Raw genomic sequence first — 19,151 nt, 5'->3', positions numbered from 1 at the left:
TTAGTGTTCGTCGACCGCCACCACGGAATCGCCCACGGTCAGACCGTCGGTCGCGGTGCGCTTGAGCACGGCCAGGGCGATCAGACCCAGCTCGTGGTGACGCACGGCGGTGCCGATGAAGCCGACCTCGCGACCCTCACGGACCACCGGGGTGCCCTTGACCGGGGGCTGGTCGGTGGCGATGCCGTCGAAGTGCAGCAGGGCCAGGCGGCGCGGCGGCCGGCCCAGGTGATGCACGCGGGCCACCGTCTCCTGGCCGCGATAGCAGCCCTTGTCGAGGTGCACGGCGGCCGCCAGGAACTCGGCCTCGGCCGGGATGGTGCGGTGGTCGGTCTCCCAGCCCAGCCGGGGAGTGCGCTGCTCGACACGGAGCGCCTCGTAGGCCCACAGACCGGCCGGCGGCAGGCCCAGCTTCTCGATCACCGCCGTCTTCTCCGCGCGCGGGACGAGCAGGTCGATCCCGAGCGGCACCCGGCGGGCCAGGCCGAATGCGGTTTCCCGTACGGCGTAGAAGCTCGTTGATCCCGGCGGCACGTCACCGGCGGCGAACTTCGCGCCCGGCACCGTGTTGATCCGCGGCTCGGCCAGCCCGGGGATGACGTCGGCCGCGCCCGGGCCCACGAGCGACAGAACGGCCAGCTCCGACGTCGCGTCGCGCGGCTCCACCTTGGTGAAGAAGCGCATCATTTCGAGGTATTTGAGCAGGCCCGCGCCCGCGCCCGGCTCGGTGTCCAGCCACGTGGTCGTGCCGTCCTCGGTCACCATCGCGTGCTGCTCGACGTGGCCGTTCGGCGAGAGGACCAGCAGCTCGGTGCCCTGCCCGGCCGACAGGTCAGACAGGTGCTGAGTGGTCAGGGTGTGCAGCCAGGAGGCACGCTCCTCGCCGGGCACGGCGATCACGTCACGGTTCGACCGGTCGACCAGACCCACGGCGGTGGCCAGTGTGCGTTGCTCGCGCATCGGGTCGCCGTAGTGCGCCGGCACCCCGGCGTCGGCGGACGAGGGGTCCAGGTCCTCGACCATCACCACGGTCATGTCGTTACTCCTTGCAGTCACCGCAAACGCCGAAGAGCGACACGTGCCCCACGTCGACGCGGAAGTCACGCTCGCTCAGCAGCCGGTCGGTCACCGGCTCCATCACACTCGGGTCTACCTCACTGATCGACCCACATCCACGGCAGACGAGGTGAACGTGCTGATCCTCACCCGCCGTGTGATAGGTCGGCGACCCGTGCGACAGGTGCGTGTGGTTGACCAGCCCGAGCTCTTCGAGCAGCTCGAGGGTGCGATAGACGGTGGTGATGTTGACCCCGGCGGCACGTTCGCGCACATGGTGGTGCACCTGCTCGGGGGTGGCGTGGCCCAGCTCGTGCACCGCCTCCAGGATCAGCTGGCGCTGCGGGGTCAGCCGCAGGCCACGCTCACGGAGCATGGCGGCGAGGGCGGTGGCGGACACGCAGCCAAGATTACGCCCTCCGTGCTCAACCGCCGACCCTGAGCAGTCGCGCCGACATGTGCGGCTGCAACTCGCTCTTGTCGACCGACACCTCGTGCGCGTAGAGCAGCGCACCCTCGACGATGCCGAAGAGCCGCCGTGCGCCGGTCAGATGCTGGCCGGTCGGCGTGTACGCCACCGCGTCGGTGTCGATCTCGAGCCGGGTGGTGCCCACGGTGTTGCCGACATAGATCTCGACCGTGCCCTCGGGGGTGACGATGACGGCTTCCATGTCGTCGGTCGCGCGGCCCTCGGCGTCGAGCACCGGGCGCCAGAAGCCGGACTCGACGATCCACTCGCCGGCCGGCTTCGACTCGTCGTCGAGCAGCCAGGAGCGCGACTCGTAGCGCAGGAACGGACGGCCGTCGTGGCTGATCCGCACCTCCTGGGCGAAGTCGTAGTCCTTCTCGGCCGGGAAGCCGCCCTGACCGCGGCCGCGCCACAACCCGACGAAGGGCAGCAGGCCGAGCAGCGCCGGGTTGAGGTCGGCGCCCTGACGCAGGTCGTGCGTCTCCTCGTACGGATAGGGGTCGACGGGAGGGGCGTTCAGCCAGGGCGGCGGGCCCAGCGGATTTTCCTGCTGATCGCTCACCAACGCCCCCTCGAGACCCGCATCGCCAGATAGCCGAACCCGCCCGCCAGCGCGCCGAGACCGGCGACCAGCAGGCTCACGAACCCAATTTCCGTAACCATGACCGGACCATCTTATGCTGGCCGCCATGACACGCTTGCTGGTCGTCAAGGCAACCGCGGGCGCGGACGCGCCGGAGCGCTGCTCGCAGGCATTTACTGTGGCCAGTACGGCCCTGTCGTCCGGGGTGGACGTCTCGTTCTGGCTCACCGGCGAGTCGACGTGGTTCGCCCTGCCGGGCCGGGCCGCCGAGTTCGAGCTGCCGCACGCGGCGCCGCTGCCCGACCTGCTCGACCTGCTGCTGTCGGCCGGGCAGGTGACGGCCTGCACGCAGTGTGCGGCCCGGCGCGACATCACCCCCGACAAGGTGCTGCCGGGCATCCGGATCGCCGGGGCGGCCGTCTTCGTCGAGGAGATCATGTCGGACGGTGCGCAGGCCCTCGTCTACTGACAGGCCGAGCTGACGGTGACCCGCACGATGTCGGTCACCGTGGGCTGCACCAGCACGGAGTAGGCGCCGTCGCGATAGCCGTACGTCCCGGCGTCGGAGCTGAGCAGCCGGGCGTCGCCGGCGAGCTTGCGCAACCGGCCGGCCAGATCGGCGCCCACCCGTACGCGGTCGACCACCCACGACGCGGCGATCGCGCCCGACGGGCAGGTGACCGCGTGCACCTCCGCTTCCGACCGGCCGCCGTCCAGCCCGCGGAGCACGTCGCCGAACACCGGCGGCGCGTCCGGGGCGCTGGGGTCGACGTCGCCCGGCTCGTCGCCGTCGACCGGCCGGCACCCGGTCGTCAGCCGCAGCGTGAACACCTGGTTGGACGCCTCGGCAGTGGTGTCGACGCCGATGAAGTCGCCGGCGTCGGCGTGCAGCGAGACCCGGGTGCCGCCCCGGGCCTCGGCCACGTCGGCCGCCCAGGCGGCGGGCAGCCGGTCGGCCACGGCCCGTACGGCTGCGATGGTCTCACCGGTGGGCACCAGCACGGTGACGTTGCGCGCGGCGACCAGCCCCGGCCGCACCGGCGTGACCCGGCACTGCTGGGACAGCTCGAGCGCGCCCAGCGCGACCGTCCGCCCGTCGGCCCCGGCCGCGGCGTGGACCACCCCGGCCGCCCGCTGCAGGTCGGCCACCGCCAGCCGTAGGTCGCGCTGCTCGGGCACGGTGGGCCGCTCGTGCCCGACCGACCAGACGGCCAGCGCCGACACAGCCACGATCCAGGCCGCGACGACCCCGCCCAGCAGCCATCGCCGCTTGCTGCGCGGCGGCTCCCCCGCCGGCCGGCTCGCTCGCTCCGGCGCCGTCACGGCAGCCATGGTGTCACGCCGCGTCCCCGCCGCGGGCCCGCAGGGCGCTGTAGGCGGCCGAGGCCAGGAACCGGTCGATCATGTCGGCCGTGCCGGGCGTGAACTCGCGGCCCGGCACCTCGGCGGCCGGCACGAAGACCATGGCCGCGCCCTCACCCAGCACGACGTCGGCCTGACGAGCGGTCGTCGGGGCGTAGAAGTAGTGCTTCACCCGGCCCTCCTCTTCGAGTGGCTGAGTGGCGAAGAGCGTCAGCGGGGTGGACAGCCGCAGCGACGTCTCCTCCCACAGCTCGCGTTCGGCCGCCTCGGCGGGGGTCTCGCCCGCTTCGACCGAGCCGCCGGGCAGGCCCCACACATGCGGGTAGTACGTCGTGTTGCCGTCGCGGAGCTGCAGCAACAGCGCGCCCGAGCCGTCGACCAGAAAGGTGCAGGCGATCTGCCGCACGGCGCTCACTTGCCGGCCAGGCGTTGCAGGGCGCCCAGGGCCACGTCGGGGCGCGTCGTGTACCAGAACGGGGGCAACGACTTGCGCAGGAAGGCGCCGTAACCACGGGCCGTCTCGAGGCGGGAGTCGAGGACGGCCACCACGCCCTTGTCGCCCGTCGAGCGGATCAGGCGGCCCACGCCCTGGGCCAGGCGGATGGCCGCGATCGGGACGCTGACCGAGGCGAAGCCGGAACCGCCGCCGGCGTCGACCGCGGCCGCGCGGGCCGCGGCCAGGGGCTCGTCGGGCCGCGGGAAGGGCAGCCGGTCGATCACCACGAGCTGGCAGGCGTCGCCCGGCACGTCGACGCCCTGCCACAGCGACATGACCCCGAACAGGCAGCTCGCCTTGTCCTCCTTGAAGCGGCGGACCAGCACCGGCAGCGCCTCCTCGCCCTGCAGCAGGATCGGCAGGTCGGTGCGGGCGCGCAGCAGCTCGGCGGCCTGAGTGGCGGCCCGGCGTGACGAGAACAGGCCCAGCGTGCGGCCGCCCAGGGCCTCGACCAGCTTGACCAGCTCCTCCCCGGCCGCCGCGGGCAGGCCGGACATCTGCGGGCGGGGCAGATGGGCCGCCACGTAGAGGATGCCCTGGCGCGGATAGTCGAACGGGGAGCCGACGTCCAGCGACGTCCAGCCGTCACCGGAGGCGGGTGACTGCGGGTCGGCCGGCGGGGCGGGCGAGGCCGCGGGCAGGCCGAGCGAGCGGGCCACGGTGTCGAACCGGCCGCCCAGGGTCAGCGTGGCCGAGGTCGCCACCACCGTGCGGTCGGAGTAGAGGCCCTGGGCCAGCGTGCCGGCGACCGAGAGGGGGGCCACGACCAGCGCGCGCCGACCGCTGCCGGTGTCGGACTTCTCGACCCAGGCCACGTCGAAGTCGGATTCCTCGAGCAGCCGCTGCGCCGTGTCGTTGAGATCGTCCAGGGCCGCCTTGGCCTGCTGCTTGCGAACGGGATCGGGGTCGTCGCTCTTGACGTCGCCGATGGCCGTGAGCCCGGCCCGGGTGGCCGACTCGGTCAGCATGACGGCCTGCTGCAGCAGCTCGGGCAGGCCGGCGGTGATGCGGCCGGCCGGCGTCTCGGCCAGGCCCACGGTCAGCGCGTCGGCCGCCTCGGCCAGCGCCTCGGCGGCCGCGGGCGGGATCAGCGTGCGGGCGCGGCGGGACGAGCGCTCGATCGCCTCGGGGGTCAGCTCGGCCTGCGAGGCGGAGGAGACGCGGTCGGCCAGCTCGTGGGCCTCGTCGATGATCAGCAGCTTGTGCGGGGGCACGATGTGCCGCTCGGCCAGCATGTCGACCGCGAGCAGGCTGTGGTTGGTGACCACGATGTCGGCCTCGCGGGCGCGGGCGCGCGACGCCTCGGCGAAACACTCCGGCCCGTACGGGCATCGTTGGGCACCGACGCAGTCCCGCGCGGGCATCGACACCTGACGCCAGGCCGTGTCGTCGACGCCCGGGTCGAGCTCGTCGCGGTCGCCGGTCTTCGTCTTCTCGGCCCAGGCCTGCAGGCGCTGGATCTGCTTGCCCAGCCGGCCCGCCTCGCCGAGCCACTGGGTGGCCTTGGGCGGCGCGTCGTCGAAGAGCGTGTCGGTCGGCTCTTCTTCATCGGCGTGTTCCATCTTGGCCACGCAAAGGTAGTGGTGGCGGCCCTTGAGCACAGCGAAGGTGGGTCTGCGGCCGAGCACCGGCTCGACCGCCGCCGCGAGACGGGGGAGGTCGTGCTCGACCAGCTGATTCTGCAGGGCCAGGGTGGCCGTGGAGACGACCACGGGCCCGTCGACGAGCAGCGACGGAGTGAGGTAGGCCAGGCTCTTGCCGGTGCCCGTGCCCGCCTGCACGAGCAGGTGCTCACGCTCGCGTATCGCCTTGTCGATGGCGGCGACCATGGCCTCCTGCCCCGGCCGGGAAGCGCCACCGGGGACGGCGCCGACGGCGGCCTGAAGGAGTTTGTCGGCGGTGGCGGTCTTCTTCGTTGCTGCGGGCACGCGCAGACGGTACCCGCCACCACCGACAGAAGCCGACCACCGTTAGGGTTCTCGCATGCCGAGTGACACGGTCCGGGTCGTCTACACGAAGTACGACGGGTCGGCCCATCGGGACTATCCCGCCCGCCGTTTCGATTCCGACGAGCTGGGCGTCTGGGTGGGCGTCACCCGCGGCACGGAGTCGGTCTACCACGGCCGCCAGTCGGTCGAGCAGATCCCGTTCGTGCTGCTCATCCCGCATCACACGTGGTGGACGGGCATGTTCAACCCGCAGCCGCGCACCAGCGAGGTCTACTGCGACATCACCACGCCGGCGCGCTGGGAGGGCGACACCGTCCACATCATCGACCTCGATCTCGACGTGGTCCGCCGCCGGTCGACGGGCGTGGTCGAGTTGCGCGACGAGGACGAGTTCGAGGAGCACCGCACGCAGTTCGGCTACCCCGACGATCTTGTCCGTGAGGCCCGCGCGGCGGCCGACGAGCTGCTGGTGGCGCTGGGCGACGGCCGCGAACCGTTCGCCACGAAATACCAGCAATATCTACAGCAGGTCGCTGACTAGCAGCTTGGCCGGGTTGAGCTGCTGGAAGAGCCCGGTGATGCGCCCGTCGGCGATGGTCACACCGAGCGCGCCGTAGAGCGAGCCGCCCCGCACGAGGATCCCGGCGGTGCCGTTGATCAGGACCGGCTCGAGGACCGCGCCCGCCATGCGGCTGCCGTGCGCGATACCGATGTAGAAGCGGGACACCTTGTCGGCGCCGACGATCGGGCGCAGTGCCGTCCGGGTCAGGCCGTTACTGTCGCTGATCGACACCACGTCGGGTGCGAGCACCGCGGCCAGCGCGGCCAGGTCCCCGTTGTTCACGGCCTCGAGGAAGGCGGCCAGCACGCTGCGCTGCTCGGCCGGATCGGCGTTGTGCCGCACCCCGCCCGCGGCGGCTGCCTTGCGGCCGCGGGAGGCGTGCTGGCGGGCGGTGGCCTCGGTCGTGCCCAGCACCCGGGCCACCTCGTCGTAGGGCACCGCGAAGGCGTCGTGCAGCACGAGCGCCACCCGCTGCTCGGGGCTGAGCCGTTCGAGCACCACGAGCAGCGCCAAGCCGACCTGGTCGCGCTGCTCGGCCCGGGCCGCCGGGCCGGCGTCGGGGTCCACGAAGCACTCCGGCAGCCACTGGCCGGTGTACGCCTCGCGCGACACGCGGGCCGACTTGAGCACGTCGAGGCAGAGCCGGCCGGTGACGGTGGTGAGCCAGCCCCGCGGATCCCGGATCTCCTCGCCCGCGCGGATGTAGCGCAACCAGGCCTCCTGCACCACATCCTGCGCCTCGGCGACGCTGCCGAGCATCCGGTAGGCGACGCCGACAAGGTGGCTGCGCTCGGCCTCGAAAGCCTCGGCGGAGGGGGGCATGGGGGAATTCTGCGCGACATTGCCCGGGGCCGGGTAGCACTTGTGACACAGTAGAGAACGGATTTTTGGTACGAATCGGATGGTGCGCAGTGAAAGACGGGCTGTTGATCGCGGGCGGCGTCGCGGGGGCCGTGGGCGTGGCCGGCCTGATCGCGGCGGGCCTCTCGCTGTCCCGCCGCGGCGGCTCCTATCTGGCGGCCGGGCACGCGCTGGCCCGGCCGGACGACGTCGACCCCCTGCCCCGGGTGCTCCGGCGCGGACTGGGCGGGCTCACCGTGCCGGTCACCCCGGGCCCGCGCGGCGAACTGTTCCTCGGGCCGGGCGCGCCGCAGCCGGGACGCACGCTGCGCCGGCTCGTGCTGACACCGCTGCTGGCCCGGGCCCGAGGCCAGGGCGGCCGGCCGGGTCGCCCGCCGTTCCGGCTCGTCGTCGAGTTCACCGGCGCCGTCCGTGACGCCGACACGCTGCTGCGGGCCTACCGGATCCTCGACCAGCAGCTGCGGGACCACGCCGGACTGCTCAGCCGCTGCACCGAAGACGACGTGACGCCGGGCGCGGTCACCGTGTCGGTATCGGGCATCGTCGACGTGCGAGGGCTGCTCGCCGCCCAGGCCGAGCGCTACCTGTTCGCCGAGGGCTCGTTCGACGACATCGGCTCCCGCTCGGCGCCGGCCGGCCTGGTCCCGATGATCAGCGAGCCGTGGAGCCGCCGCTTCGGCTGGGACGGGCTCGAGCCGATCCCGGCCGAGGAGCGTCACCTGCTGCACGCGCTGGTGCGGTCGGCGCACGACGACGGCCGTACGGTGTGCGTCTCGGGTCTGCCCGAAGGGCCGCGCAGGGCCCGGGCAGCCGTGTGGACCGAGCTCAGCGCGGCCGGCGTCGACGTCATCGCCGACCACGACCAGCGCGGACTGGCCCGCCACCTGCGCCGGCACCCGGCGCTCGGCCCGATGGCCCAGGCGCAGACGGCCCGGTCCGCGCGCCGGCCCTCCCCGCGTCCGAACGGCCCGCGCCCAGATAGGCGACGCGAACCCGTTTAGCAGGCGAACGACAGGTGAACCAGGAGAGGCCTTAGCATTCCTGGTGATCATTCCGTGCCCGTCGATCGAGGTCTGTGACGTGAAGTTCTCCTTCCGCCCTGTCGAGGGCGCCTTTTACGACCTGTTCACGCAGGCCGCGAACAACCTCGTCAAGGGCACCGCGCTGCTCAACGAGCTGGCTCTGCCCGGGGTCGACGTGCAGTCGGTGAGCGAGCGGCTGACCGACGTCGAGCACGACAGCGACCAGATCACGCACGATCTCTACAAGAAGATCAACTCGACGTTCATCACGCCGTTCGACCGTGAGGACATCTACTCCCTGGGCTCGCAGCTGGACGACGTGATGGATCACCTCGAGGCCGTCGGCAACCTGCTCTACCTGTACGGGCTGACCGAGCTGCCCTCGCTGCCGCGCGAGATGCACGAGCTGGCCGACGTGCTCGACCAGCAAGCCAAGATCACCGCGGATGCGATGCCCAAGCTGCGCACGATGAAGGACCTCGACGAGTACTGGATCGAGATCAACCGCCTCGAGAACGAGGGCGACCGGGCGTACCGGATGTTGCTGGTCCGGCTCTTCTCCGGTGAGTACGACGCGCTCACCGTGCTCAAGATGAAGGAGGTGGCCGACGAGCTGGAGGCCGCCTGCGACGCGTTCGAGCACGTGGCGAACACCGTCGAGACCATCGCGGTCAAGGAGTCCTAGACCTTGTCGCCCGAGTTCTTCGCAGTCCTCGCGGTGATCATCGCCGCGATGGCCTTCGACTACACCAACGGCTTCCACGACGCCGCCAACGCCATCGCCACCAGCATCAGCACCCGGGCCCTGACCCCGCGGGTGGCGCTGGCCATGGCCGCCGTCGGCAACTTCGTGGGCGCGCACCTGGGCGGCAAGGTGGCCGAGACGGTCGGTGGCGGCCTGGTCACCCTCAAGCTCGGCATCCCCGGCCTGGCCATCGTCTTCGCCGGCGTGCTGGGCGCGATCACCTGGAATCTGATCACCTGGTACTTCGGCCTGCCGTCGAGCTCGTCGCACGCGCTGTTCGGCGGGCTGGTCGGCGCCACCCTGGTCGCGGGGCCGTCGCTGGGCCAGGTCGAGTGGCCCACGATCGTCAAGAAGATCCTGGTCCCGATGGTGGCGTCGCCCCTGGTCGGCTTTCTCCTCGGCTTCATCGTGATGGTCGCGGTCATGTGGATCTTCCGCCGTGGCAACCCGGGCCGGCTCAACCGCGGCTTCCGCATCGCGCAGACCATCTCGGCCGGTCTGATGTCGCTCGGCCACGGCATCCAGGACGCCGCCAAGACGATGGGCATCGTGGTGCTGGCGCTGTTCGTCGGCGGCTTCCAGGACAGCACCAGCCACATCCCGTGGTGGGTCTATCTGACGACCGCGACGATGCTGGCCGCGGGCACCTACTCCGGCGGCTGGCGGATCATCCGCACCCTCGGCCGCAAGATCATCGACTTGGGCCCGGCCGAGGGTTTCGCGGCCGAGACGGTGGCCAGCTCCGTGCTCTTCTTCAACGCGTACGTGCTGGGCGCCCCCATCTCGACCACGCACACGATCACCTCGGCGATCATGGGCGTGGGCGCGACGAAGCGCCTCAACGCGGTCCGCTGGAACGTGGCCGGCAACATCGTGATCGCCTGGGTCACGACCTTCCCCGCCGCCGGCCTGATCGCCTGCCTGGCCTACTTCGCCAGCCGCCCCTTCTTCACGTGAGCGAGGCTCAGTAGGCGACGCCGATCTCCTCGCGGATGGTGTCCAGGAGCGTCATGATCTCCAGGGTCGTGGCGTGCGACATCAGCGGGCTCTCCAGCTCGCCCGCGAGCAGGCAGCGCTGGACCTCGGCCGCCTCGAACTGGTAACCGCTGCCCGGGAAGTCGAACTCGAACGTCTCGGGCTCGCGGCCCGGCCGGTGCACCACGAACGAGCGCGGCACGAAGAAGCCCTCGGGCAGCTCGATCCGCCCGTCGGTGCCGGTGATCGTCGCGTTGTTGCGGCTCTGACCGTTGATGCTGCAGGTCAGAGCCCCGACGGCGCCCGGCTCCCAGCCCAGCAGGACGCCGGTGTTCTCGTCGACCCGCTCCGGGGTCAGATGGGCCCAAGCCTGCACCGACGCGGGCGCGCCCATGATCAAGTGGGCGAAGTTGATCGGGTAGACGCCGAGGTCGAGCAGCGCGCCGCCACCCAGCTTGGGGTCGCGCAGCCGGTGCTCGGGCTCGAACGGGCCCTGCAGGCCGAAGTCGGCGTGGATGGCGCTGACCCAGCCGATCGTGCCGTCCTCGACCAGCTCGGCGATCTTGCGGATGGCCGGGTTGAGGCGCATCCACATGGCCTCCATGAGGAACACACCCTTCTCGCGGGCGGCGGCCACGAGCCGGGCGGCGTCCGGCAGGTCGAGCGTGATCGGCTTCTCGACCAGCACGGCCTTGCCCGCCTCGACGCACAGGTGCGCGGCCTCGGCGTGGAAGGCGTGCGGGGTGGCGACGTAGACCACGTCGACGTCGGGGTCGGCGGCCAGATCCGCGTACGAGCCGTGGGCGCGCGCGAAACCGAACCGCTGGGCGAACTCGGTGGCGGACTCCTGGCGGCGGGAGCCGACGGCGGCCAGCTCGGCCCCGGGCACGTGCTGCAGGTCGGCGGCGAACGAGGCGGCGATCCCGCCGGGGCCCAGAATCCCCCAGCGAACCTTCTGATCGGTCATGATCCTTACGGTATCGTCCGCGCCGGTTCAGGTGTCAGGATCGTCGGGTGACCGATTCCACGCCGTTCCGCCTGCCCCCGGCCCTGATCAAGCGAGCCCGCGAGTTCGACGGGGAGCCGGCGCCGGTGCGCGACGCGGCCACGGTCGTGCTGCTGCGGCCCTCGGGTCGGACCTTCCAGCTGTACGTGTTGCGGCGGGCGACCACGATGGCGTTCGGCGGCCTGTATGCGTTCCCCGGCGGCGGAGTCGACCCGGACGACCGCCCCTCGACCATCCGCGAGGACTGGCCGGCCCGGCTGGGCGTGACCGCCGGGCGGGCGAGCGCGGTCGTCGGCGCGGCCGTGCGCGAACTCTTCGAGGAGACCGGGGTGCTGCTCGCGGGCCCGGTCGACCAGCCCGACCGGACGATCGCCGACGTCGGCACCGCGGACTGGGAGGCCGACCGGGCCGCCGTCGTGACCCGCGAGCTGACCCTGAGCGACCTGCTGGGCCGGCGGGGGCTGCGGATGCGTGACGACCTGCTGTTCCCGTGGGCGCGCTGGGTCACCCCGGAGTTCGAGCCCAAGCGGTACGACACGTGGTTCTTCGTCGCGCTGCTGCCCGAGGGCCAGGTCGCGCGGGACGTGTCGGGCGAGACGGAGGAGACGGCGTGGGTGGCGCCCGGGGGCACCGCCGGGCTGCCCATGCTGCCGCCGACGCGCTCGGTGATCGATTCCCTCACCCCGTACGGGGAAATCGCGCAAGTGGTCGCGGGCGCAAGTCGCCGCGATGCCGCAACCCCGGTCATGCCTCGCGTGCAACTGACAGACGACGGCGGCGCGCTACTGCACCTGCAGTAGCGCGCCGCCGTAGTGCTGCGCCGGCCTAGCCGAAGCGACCGGTGATGTAGTCCTCGGTCTTCTTCTCGGCCGGGTTGCTGAAGATCTTCTGGGTGTCGTCGTACTCGATCAGGCGGCCGGGGTCACCGGTCTTGTCGATCGAGAAGAAGCCGGTCTTGTCGCTGACGCGCGCGGCCTGCTGCATGTTGTGCGTGACGATGATGATCGTGAAGCGGTCCTTCAGCTTGAACATCAGGTCCTCGATGGCCAGCGTCGAGATCGGGTCGAGGGCCGAACAGGGCTCGTCCATCAGCACGACCTGCGGCTCGACCGCGATGGTGCGGGCGATGCAGAGACGCTGCTGCTGACCGCCGGAAAGACCGGCGCCGGGCCGGTTCAGGCGGTCCTTGACCTCGTTCCACAGGTTGGCCGACTTGAGCGACTGCTCGGCCGCGTCGTCCAGCACCGACTTCTTCTTGACCCCGTTGAGCTTGAGCCCGGCCACGACGTTCTCGTAGATCGACATCGTCGGGAACGGGTTGGGCCGCTGGAACACCATGCCGATCATGCGACGGACCGCGGTGACGTCGACGTCCGGGTCGTAGATGTTCTGGTCGTCGATGGTCAGCGAACCCTCGATACGGGCGCCCGGCAGCACCTCGTGCATGCGGTTGACCGACCGCAGGAAGGTGGACTTGCCGCAACCCGACGGGCCGATCAGAGCGGTGATCGTCTTGGGCTCGACAGTCATGGAGACGCTGTCGATCGCCTTGAACGATCCGTAGTAGGAGGAGACGTTGCTCGCCTCGATGCGCTTGGCCATGGGTTACCTCTACTTGGACAGACTGTTGCGACGGGCGAGCAGCTTGGCGGCGATCGTCAGGATCAGCACGATCGCGACCAGGGTCAGCGCGGCCGTCCAGGCCCGCGCCGGGGCGTACCGGGAGGCGTCACCCGCCTGCTGGTACACGAAGAGGGCCAGGGACTGCTGTCCACCCTCGAACGGGTTGAAGTTGATCGACGCCGCGCCTCCCGCGACCAGCAGCACCGGGGCCGTCTCGCCGGCCGCGCGGGCCACGGCGAGCATGACACCGGTGACGATGCCGGGCAGGGCGGTCGGCAGGACCACCTGCAGGATCGTCTTCCACTTGGGTACGCCGAGCGCGTACGCGCCCTCGCGCAGCGGCCCGGGCACCAGGCGCAGCATCTCCTCGGTGGAACGGACGATCGTCGGCAGCATCAGCACGGTCAGCGCCAGCGAAGCCGCGAAGCCGGAGAACCGCGGCGTGCCGTTGTTGAACCACGGGCTGACGATCAGCACCCAGAAGGAGAGGATGAACAGACCGGCCACGATCGACGGGATGCCCGTCATGACGTCGACGAAGAAGCGGACGGTGTTGGCGAACCGGCCCCGGCCGTACTCGACCAGGTAGATCGCGCCGAGCACACCCAGCGGCACGGCGATCAGGGTGGCGATGCCGACCTGCTCGAGCGTGCCGATGATGGCGTGGTAGGCGCCGCCCTCGGGGTCGCGGGCGCCGATGTTGTTCATCGACGTGCCGAAGAAGTTGCCGTCGAGGCGCTCGACGCCCTTGGAGACGAGCGTCCACACCACCGAGGCCAGCGGCAGGATCGCCAGCAGACAGGCGGCGTAGATGAGCGTCTTCCACATGCGGTCACGCGCGGTGCGCGGACCCTCGATGCGGCCGGCGACGATCTGCAGGCCGATCAGGTAGAAGATGACGCCGATCACGGCGACGAGCACGTAGTTGCCGATGCCGAAGCCGTAGACCACTGCGGCCGCGAGGGCCAGGCCGGCCACGGCGATGCCGAGGTTCACGACCAGCGGCAACTTCTTCGAGCGGATGTTGTCCGGCGTCATGATGGCGCCGGCGAGCTCACGATCTGTCACGGTCATGCTGCACTGTCCCGGAACTCGCGCCGACGGTAGATGATCGCCCGCGCCGCCATGTTGACCACCAGGGTGATCGCGAAGAGCACGAGACCCGAGGCGATGAGTGCGCCGCGGCCGGTCTCGTTGGCTTCGCCGAAGGCGTTGGCGATGTTGGCGGCGATCGAGTTACCGCCGTTCTCGATGACGTTGAACGAGATGTTGAAGACGATGCCGAGGGTCATGGCCAGGGCGATCGTCTCGCCCAGGGCCCGGCCGAGGCCGAGCATCACCGCGGCGATCACACCGGGCTTGCCGTACGGCAGCACCGCGGTGCGGATCATCTCCCACTTGGTGGCGCCCAGGGCGAGCGCGGCTTCCTCGTTCATGCCCGGGGTCTGCCGGAAGACCTCACGCGACAGCGACGTCACGATCGGCAGCACCATGATCGCGAGGACCAGGCTGCCGAGCAGCACCGAGCGGCCGAAAGGTCCGTCGCCGCCGAAGATCGGGATCCAGCTGAAGTATTTGTTGAGCCACGTGGAGAACTCGCGGACCGGCTCCATGAAGACGTCGCGGCCCCACAGGCCGAAAACGACACTGGGCACGGCGGCCAGCAGGTCGATCACGAAGCCCAGCGGCGTGGCCAGCCGCTTGGGCGCGTAGTGCGACAGGAACAGCGCGATGCCCAGGGCAATCGGCACCGCCACGAGCAGCGCGATGATCGAGGTCAGCACGGTGCCGAAGGCGAGGACGGCGATGCCGAACCGCGGCTCGGTCTCGTTCGGGAACCACTGGTTGAAGGTCAGGAAGTTCTCGTTGTCCGCGCGGATGGCCGGCACGGCCTTGGAGATCAGGAAGATCGCGATGGCGACGATGATGACCAGCACCATCGCGCCGGCCGCCACGGAGAGGCCTTTGAAACCGGCCTCCATGCCGAAACGGGTCTTCTTGGGCAGGGCGCCCCCGCCGCCGAATGGGGGTTCGTCGTGACTACTCGGTGAAACGCCGGTGCCAGCGACCCGGGTGTGACGTCCGGTCACACCCGAGTCGCTGGCGGTGGCGTTCTCCGAGCGGGAGGAGGGGTAGTCACCCATCTGCTCGCTCGCTGTCGTCTCGGAGGGATGTGTGCGTCAGGTCAGGAGATCGAGGCGACCGCGGTCTCGACCTTGCTGCGGATCGACTCCGGCAGCGGGGCGTAGCCCAGGTCGCCCAGCGCCTTCTGACCACCGGTGCTGGAGGTGTAGGAGAAGAAGGCCTTCAGCGGAGCGGCCTTCGCGGAGCCCTTGCTGCAGACGATCTCGTAGGTCACCAGGACGATCGGGTACGCACCCGGGGTCGTGGCGGCGTAGTCGATGCTCAGCTTGAGGTCGTTGCCGGTGCCGGTGATCTTGGCGCCCTCGATGCCCTTGCCGGCGCTCTCAGCGGTCAGCTCGGTGTACTCGCCGGCACCGTTCTTGATCTTGGCCGTCGACAGGTCGCTGTTCTCGGCGTACGAGAGCTCGACGTAGGAGATGGCGCCCGGGGTGCCCTTGACCGCGGTGGCGATACCGTCGGACTTGGCGGCACCGGTGCCACCCTTGGCCTTCCAGGCCTTGGCGTTGCCGTAGGTCCAGTCGGACTCGGCGGTCTTGCTCAGGTACTTGGTGAAGTTGTCGGTGGTGCCCGACTCGTCCGAGCGGTGCACGGCCGTGATCGCGCTGTCCGGGAGCTTGGCCCCGGTGTTCTGCGCCGCGATCGCCGGGTCGTTCCACTTGGTGATCTTGCTGTCGAAGATCTTGGCGAGGGTGGGGGCGTCGAGCTGGAGACCGTCGACACCGTCCAGGTTGTAGACGACCGAGATCGGGCCCACGACCATCGGCAGGTTGAGCGCGGCGCCACCGGGGCACTTGGCGTCAGCCTGCGGCTGCTCCTCCTCCTTGAGGGCGGAGTCGGAACCGGCGAAGTCGGCGGTGCCCGCGATGAACGCCTGGATGCCGGCGCCCGAGGCGGTGCCCTGGTAGTCGACCTTGGCGTCGGCGCACTGGGCCTGGTAGGTCTTGATCCACTCGTCCATGGCGTTCTTCTGCGCCGACGAACCCTGAGCCGTCAGGCTGCCGGCGACACAGTTGCCGGCAGCCGCGGACGCACCCGCGTCACTCGACGGCGAGTCGTTGTCCGAGCCGCACGCGGTGAGCGCGAGCGTCGCAGTCAAAGCAAAGCCGGCTGCCAGAAAACCGGACCGCTGGAGCTTCACAATATTCCCTTCGATGGTGTGCAAGCCGGCGTCGCACCGGCACCACCGAAGCTAGGAGTGAGAGGTAGCCGGTTACCCGGGGCTAAATGAACGCGCAGTGAACACGTTCACGCCTCAACATGGCCTTGCCCTGAGGGCGAGTTGTCCGTTGCGTGAACTGAGTGACGGGAGACGGAAATGTCGGGTATAACCGGGCGGTAGTTACCGCCCTGAGACATGCCCTTGTCCGGGTCGTGACTCGTGGGACCGGCCGGCTGTGGCGGCTGCCACCCTCGGATTATGGCCGCTGGTAGTTGATGTCCGTCTTGTAAACGGCGAAACCAAGCCGCCGGTAGAGCGCCGCGGCGGCGGTGTTGGACTCGTCGACGTACAGGTTGGCCACGGTCAGGCCCTGGCCGGCCAGATGCCGCAGACCGGCCACGCTCAGCGCGGCCCCGAGGCCCTTGCGATGCCCGGCCGGGTCGACGCCGAGCACGTAGATCTCGCCCAGCGCCGGGTCGTCACCCGAAGCGGGGTGCACCTTGGTCCAGTGGAAGCCCAGCAGAGTGTCTGCGACGTCGACCGCGAGCAGGAAGCCGGCCGGGTCGAACCACGGCTCGGCCTCGCGCGCCAGCAGGTCGTCACGCGTCCAACGGCCCTGCTCGGGATGGTGGGCGAAGGCCCGGGAGTTGACGCCCAGCCAGGCGTCCTCGTCCAGCCCGGGGCGGAAGCCACGCAGGGTCACCCCGGCCGGGAGCGGGATGTCGGGCAGGGGCTCGGTGAGCGAGCGGCGCATCTGCCAGAGCACCCGTACGCGCTCGAAGCCGTTCTTCTCGGCAAAGGCGCGCGCACCGTCCTCGTCACCGTGCGCCCAGAACCGCAGCGGCCCCGAACCGGCCGCCGCGAGCAGCGCCGTGCCGTGCCCCCGCCGCCGGTAGCCGGGGTGAACGACGAGTTCACCCTCGGAGAACGCGTAACCGGCCAGCCGGCCGTCGTCGGCATAGGTCAGAAAATGCTTGTGCGCGGCGGGAGAACCCCCACCGCGCACACGCAGCACTACGTCTTCGGAAAGCGGGTAGACGCCGTCGGCCTGCTCCGCCGCGGCGGCCAGCGCGAGCACGTCGGCGGCCTGGGCGGCACTCAACCGGTCAAGGATCTGAACAGGCGTCATGCAGTCAAACTTAAACCGGCAGCGAGACCGGCTCGTTGTCGGGCAGCTGGCGGCCGGACGGCGGCACCACGAACTTGTAGCCGACCTGGCGCACCGTGCCGATCATCGACTCGTACTCCGAGCCGAGCTTGGCCCGCAGCCGGCGGACGTGCACGTCGACCGTGCGGGTGCCGCCGAAGTAGTCGTAGCCCCAGACCTCACGCAGCAGCTGGTCGCGGGTGAAGACCCGGCCCGGGTGCTGGGCGAGGAACTTGAGCAGCTCGAACTCCTTGTAGGTGAGGTCGAGCGGGCGGCCCTTGAGCTTCGCCGCGTACGTGTCGGGGTCGATGTTGAGCTCGCCCGCGCGGATCGAGCCGCCGGCGCCGGCGGTCGCGTTGCTGAGCCGGCCGACGGACAGGCGCAGGCGCGCCTCGACCTCGGCGGGACCGGCGCTGGCCAGGATGACGTCGTCGACACCCCAGTCGGCGTTGAGGGCGATCAGGCCCGCCTCGGTCACGACAGCCATGAGCGGGACGCCGATGCCGGTCGCGTGCAGCATGCGGCACGTGGCACGGGCCTCGGAGAGCTCGGAGCGGGCGTCCACCAGCACGGCGTCGGGGCTCGGCCCGGACACCAGCGTGCGGACATCGCGGGGGGCGGTGCGTACGGAGTGGGGAAGCAGATCCAGCGCGGGCAGCACAGCGGAAGGCTCTCCAGCGCGTGCTGTCACCAACAGAAGGATTTCCACACTCACCTCCGTCCTTGCGGCACGAGGGCCGCTCGGGTGACTCGATGGCGTCATACTCTTGGCTCCGCCATCGGCGGACAGTTCCCGGCGTCACCGACGGGTGGGCTGGGCTTACCTTAACCGATGCATCACTCAGAACGCCTCGATCGTTTGACTGAGTGATGTAGTGAACGCCCTGATGGCGTACAAATCGGGGTTTCGAAACAAGCCTTTTACTTAAGGCGCGGAATTGGGCGGCCGGTCACCTTCTGGCACGATCGCAGGCGTGTTCCCCTCCATGCCGCAGGACGAGCCCTGGGACGCCGACGCCTCGCGCGAGATCGCGAGGTCCGGCGGCAAGCGGCCGTCCGCCGGCTTCCGGGACGAACCCGAGTCCTCGTCCCCGCCCGATCCGGACGAGACCGACGACGAATTCGAGGAGATCGAAGAGGTCCCGGTACGGCGGCAGTTGTCGCTCGCGATCGCCGGCTTCGCGGGGCTGCTCGCGGTCGGGCTGGTGCTGGGCGCCCTCACTTCGGCGCCCGACTCGCGGCTGCCGTACGCGATCGTGCTCTTCGGCGTCCAGTTGCTCTACCTGCTGGCCTGGGTGATGGCCCTCAACCCGCCCGCGCCCGGCCCCACGGCCGCGGTGGCCGCGGTGGCCGCCCTGGTGGCCGACTATCTCAGCGTCACCAGCGTTCAGGCGGCCCTGCTGCCGCTGGTGTGGGTGACCCTGGCCGGGTTCGCCGCCGCGCTGATCGGGCAGCTGTTCCGCGCGCAGGACAGGGCCCGCCTGACCGACTCCTGGCGGACCACGCTGGCGATCGTGGCCGGCGCGGCGGCGTACGCGCTCCCGATCCTGCTCACCCGGCAGGAGACCGGCACCCAGACCGTGATCGTGTGCGCCGTCGCCGCCGGGGTCGCGCTCGTGGTGGCCCGGGCCGCCGACGCCGTGTTCCCCAAGCCGCGGATCGCCGCCCAGGTGCCGCGCGGAGTGGCCGGGGTGGTGCTCGGCGCGATGCTGGGCACGCTGTCCGGGGCCGCCCTGGGCAGCTTCCTGGTCTTCCCGTTCACACCGGCCAAGGGCGCCGTCGTCGGCCTGACCGCCGTCGTGGTCGCCCACCTGGTCGACCTGGCCGTCAACTTCGGACAGGCGGGCCGCGAACTGGCCGGCGACACCCCGACGTTCTGGGTGGCCCGCCACATGCAGGGTCCGCTGGGCGCGTTCGCCCTCGTCGCCCCGGCCGCGTACGCGTTGAGCCACTGGTTCCTGCTCTGAGCACTGTTTCGTTTCGCGGGGTGG

General features: G+C 70.6%; 22 protein-coding genes. 7 read left to right on the top strand and 15 right to left on the bottom strand.

The window, feature by feature from the left end; genetic code table 11:
* Genes ygfZ through mtfM form a run of 4 tightly spaced genes read right to left on the bottom strand, consistent with a single transcriptional unit; the run spans position 1 to position 2,188 of the window.
* On the bottom strand, positions 1–1,035 hold the full coding sequence (ygfZ, locus tag BKA14_RS33455) for a CAF17-like 4Fe-4S cluster assembly/insertion protein YgfZ (protein ID WP_184954760.1): 1,035 nt from the start codon (positions 1,033–1,035) through the stop codon (positions 1–3).
* A gap of 4 nt (positions 1,036–1,039) precedes the next feature.
* Positions 1,040–1,432 carry a Fur family transcriptional regulator gene (locus tag BKA14_RS33450; protein WP_184957122.1) on the bottom strand — a complete coding sequence of 131 codons (393 nt, stop codon included), beginning with the start codon at positions 1,430–1,432 and terminating at the stop codon, positions 1,040–1,042.
* Positions 1,433–1,481: 49 nt separating this feature from the next.
* On the bottom strand, positions 1,482–2,087 hold the full coding sequence (locus tag BKA14_RS33445; protein ID WP_184954759.1) for a heme-binding beta-barrel domain-containing protein: 606 nt from the start codon (positions 2,085–2,087) through the stop codon (positions 1,482–1,484).
* Positions 2,084–2,188, bottom strand: coding sequence for a small membrane protein MtfM (gene mtfM, locus BKA14_RS45290; protein WP_268919125.1), 105 nt, complete (start codon positions 2,186–2,188; stop codon positions 2,084–2,086). Before mtfM ends, BKA14_RS33445 begins: the two co-directional genes overlap by 4 nt.
* A 14-nt stretch (positions 2,189–2,202) precedes the next feature.
* On the opposite strand from mtfM, the gene BKA14_RS33440 reads away from it, so the two are divergent.
* Positions 2,203–2,577: a DsrE family protein gene (locus BKA14_RS33440; protein ID WP_203722107.1), complete on the top strand. Its 375-nt coding sequence runs from the start codon at positions 2,203–2,205 to the stop codon at positions 2,575–2,577.
* Here the strand turns inward: BKA14_RS33440 and BKA14_RS33435 are convergent.
* The 3 genes from BKA14_RS33435 to BKA14_RS33425 are packed head-to-tail and all read right to left on the bottom strand — an operon-like array spanning position 2,571 to position 5,894.
* The gene (locus tag BKA14_RS33435; protein WP_184954757.1) at positions 2,571–3,431 is read right to left on the bottom strand and encodes a hypothetical protein; all 861 of its coding nucleotides are present in this window, start codon (positions 3,429–3,431) and stop codon (positions 2,571–2,573) included. The genes BKA14_RS33440 and BKA14_RS33435 overlap by 7 nt on opposite strands.
* Positions 3,432–3,444: 13 nt before the next feature.
* Positions 3,445–3,876 (bottom strand): NUDIX hydrolase, encoded by a 432-nt coding sequence (locus BKA14_RS33430; RefSeq protein ID WP_184954756.1) that lies wholly within the window; start codon positions 3,874–3,876, stop codon positions 3,445–3,447.
* A 5-nt stretch (positions 3,877–3,881) separates the two neighbouring features.
* Positions 3,882–5,894 carry an ATP-dependent DNA helicase gene (locus BKA14_RS33425; RefSeq protein WP_184954755.1) on the bottom strand — a complete coding sequence of 671 codons (2,013 nt, stop codon included), beginning with the start codon at positions 5,892–5,894 and terminating at the stop codon, positions 3,882–3,884.
* A 55-nt stretch (positions 5,895–5,949) separates the two neighbouring features.
* Between BKA14_RS33425 and BKA14_RS33420 the strand changes: the two genes are divergently transcribed.
* Entirely contained in the window at positions 5,950–6,456 is a 507-nt protein-coding gene (locus BKA14_RS33420; protein ID WP_184954754.1) for a DUF402 domain-containing protein, read from the top strand.
* On the opposite strand, the gene sigJ is transcribed toward BKA14_RS33420, so the two are convergent.
* On the bottom strand, positions 6,436–7,299 hold the full coding sequence (gene sigJ / locus BKA14_RS33415) for an RNA polymerase sigma factor SigJ (protein WP_184954753.1): 864 nt from the start codon (positions 7,297–7,299) through the stop codon (positions 6,436–6,438). The two genes, BKA14_RS33420 and sigJ, sit on opposite strands and share 21 nt — an antisense overlap.
* Positions 7,300–7,388: 89 nt before the next feature.
* On the opposite strand from sigJ, the gene BKA14_RS33410 reads away from it, so the two are divergent.
* From BKA14_RS33410 to BKA14_RS33400, 3 genes are all read left to right on the top strand, one after another.
* Entirely contained in the window at positions 7,389–8,339 is a 951-nt protein-coding gene (locus BKA14_RS33410) for a PI-PLC domain-containing protein (protein WP_184954752.1), read from the top strand.
* Positions 8,340–8,418: 79 nt separating this feature from the next.
* A complete protein-coding gene (locus BKA14_RS33405) occupies positions 8,419–9,045 on the top strand; it encodes a DUF47 domain-containing protein (protein ID WP_184954751.1) in 627 nt (208 codons plus the stop codon).
* 3 nt (positions 9,046–9,048) lie between these two features.
* Entirely contained in the window at positions 9,049–10,062 is a 1,014-nt protein-coding gene (locus BKA14_RS33400) for an inorganic phosphate transporter (RefSeq protein ID WP_184954750.1), read from the top strand.
* Between the two features lie 7 nt (positions 10,063–10,069).
* Here the strand turns inward: BKA14_RS33400 and BKA14_RS33395 are convergent, their stop codons facing one another.
* The gene (locus tag BKA14_RS33395; RefSeq protein WP_184954749.1) at positions 10,070–11,047 is read right to left on the bottom strand and encodes a Gfo/Idh/MocA family protein; all 978 of its coding nucleotides are present in this window, start codon (positions 11,045–11,047) and stop codon (positions 10,070–10,072) included.
* A gap of 47 nt (positions 11,048–11,094) precedes the next feature.
* On the opposite strand from BKA14_RS33395, the gene BKA14_RS33390 reads away from it, so the two are divergent.
* Positions 11,095–11,886 carry an NUDIX hydrolase gene (locus BKA14_RS33390; protein WP_184954748.1) on the top strand — a complete coding sequence of 264 codons (792 nt, stop codon included), beginning with the start codon at positions 11,095–11,097 and terminating at the stop codon, positions 11,884–11,886.
* Between the two features lie 25 nt (positions 11,887–11,911).
* On the opposite strand, the gene pstB is transcribed toward BKA14_RS33390, so the two are convergent.
* The 6 genes from pstB to BKA14_RS33360 all read right to left on the bottom strand — a co-directional run bounded on the left by pstB (position 11,912) and on the right by BKA14_RS33360 (position 17,875).
* Positions 11,912–12,688 (bottom strand): phosphate ABC transporter ATP-binding protein PstB, encoded by a 777-nt coding sequence (gene pstB / locus BKA14_RS33385; RefSeq protein ID WP_184954747.1) that lies wholly within the window; start codon positions 12,686–12,688, stop codon positions 11,912–11,914.
* Between the two features lie 9 nt (positions 12,689–12,697).
* Positions 12,698–13,747, bottom strand: coding sequence for a phosphate ABC transporter permease PstA (gene pstA / locus BKA14_RS33380; protein WP_438861953.1), 1,050 nt, complete (start codon positions 13,745–13,747; stop codon positions 12,698–12,700).
* 32 nt (positions 13,748–13,779) lie between these two features.
* On the bottom strand, positions 13,780–14,853 hold the full coding sequence (gene pstC / locus BKA14_RS33375) for a phosphate ABC transporter permease subunit PstC (protein ID WP_184954745.1): 1,074 nt from the start codon (positions 14,851–14,853) through the stop codon (positions 13,780–13,782).
* 41 nt (positions 14,854–14,894) lie between these two features.
* Positions 14,895–15,992, bottom strand: a complete 1,098-nt coding sequence (gene pstS, locus BKA14_RS33370) for a phosphate ABC transporter substrate-binding protein PstS (protein ID WP_184954744.1) — start codon at positions 15,990–15,992, stop codon at positions 14,895–14,897.
* Between the two features lie 277 nt (positions 15,993–16,269).
* On the bottom strand, positions 16,270–17,142 hold the full coding sequence (mshD, locus tag BKA14_RS33365; protein ID WP_184954743.1) for a mycothiol synthase: 873 nt from the start codon (positions 17,140–17,142) through the stop codon (positions 16,270–16,272).
* Between the two features lie 10 nt (positions 17,143–17,152).
* Positions 17,153–17,875 carry a winged helix-turn-helix transcriptional regulator gene (locus tag BKA14_RS33360; RefSeq protein WP_184954742.1) on the bottom strand — a complete coding sequence of 241 codons (723 nt, stop codon included), beginning with the start codon at positions 17,873–17,875 and terminating at the stop codon, positions 17,153–17,155.
* Positions 17,876–18,146: 271 nt separating this feature from the next.
* On the opposite strand from BKA14_RS33360, the gene BKA14_RS33355 reads away from it, so the two are divergent.
* Positions 18,147–19,127, top strand: a complete 981-nt coding sequence (locus tag BKA14_RS33355; protein ID WP_184957121.1) for a hypothetical protein — start codon at positions 18,147–18,149, stop codon at positions 19,125–19,127.
* The last annotated feature ends 24 nt before the right edge of the window (positions 19,128–19,151 follow it).

The sequence above is a fragment of the Paractinoplanes abujensis genome (assembly GCF_014204895.1).
Taxonomy (GTDB): domain Bacteria; phylum Actinomycetota; class Actinomycetes; order Mycobacteriales; family Micromonosporaceae; genus Actinoplanes; species Actinoplanes abujensis.
Note: the sequence above shows the minus strand (reverse complement) of the source record. Positions and strands in the feature narration are given on the sequence as shown.

Coding starts and splice junctions, on each gene's coding strand:
- pstC (WP_184954745.1), bottom strand. CDS start 14,853: ATGGGTGACTACCCCTCCTCCCGCTCGGAGAACGCCACCGCCAGCGAC.
- mtfM (WP_268919125.1), bottom strand. CDS start 2,188: ATGGTTACGGAAATTGGGTTCGTGAGCCTGCTGGTCGCCGGTCTCGGC.
- BKA14_RS33440 (WP_203722107.1), top strand. CDS start 2,203: ATGCTGGCCGCCATGACACGCTTGCTGGTCGTCAAGGCAACCGCGGGC.
- BKA14_RS33420 (WP_184954754.1), top strand. CDS start 5,950: ATGCCGAGTGACACGGTCCGGGTCGTCTACACGAAGTACGACGGGTCG.
- mshD (WP_184954743.1), bottom strand. CDS start 17,142: ATGACGCCTGTTCAGATCCTTGACCGGTTGAGTGCCGCCCAGGCCGCC.
- BKA14_RS33395 (WP_184954749.1), bottom strand. CDS start 11,047: ATGACCGATCAGAAGGTTCGCTGGGGGATTCTGGGCCCCGGCGGGATC.
- pstB (WP_184954747.1), bottom strand. CDS start 12,688: ATGGCCAAGCGCATCGAGGCGAGCAACGTCTCCTCCTACTACGGATCG.
- BKA14_RS33450 (WP_184957122.1), bottom strand. CDS start 1,432: ATGCTCCGTGAGCGTGGCCTGCGGCTGACCCCGCAGCGCCAGCTGATC.
- pstA (WP_438861953.1), bottom strand. CDS start 13,747: ATGACGCCGGACAACATCCGCTCGAAGAAGTTGCCGCTGGTCGTGAAC.
- sigJ (WP_184954753.1), bottom strand. CDS start 7,299: ATGCCCCCCTCCGCCGAGGCTTTCGAGGCCGAGCGCAGCCACCTTGTC.
- BKA14_RS33355 (WP_184957121.1), top strand. CDS start 18,147: ATGCCGCAGGACGAGCCCTGGGACGCCGACGCCTCGCGCGAGATCGCG.
- ygfZ (WP_184954760.1), bottom strand. CDS start 1,035: ATGACCGTGGTGATGGTCGAGGACCTGGACCCCTCGTCCGCCGACGCC.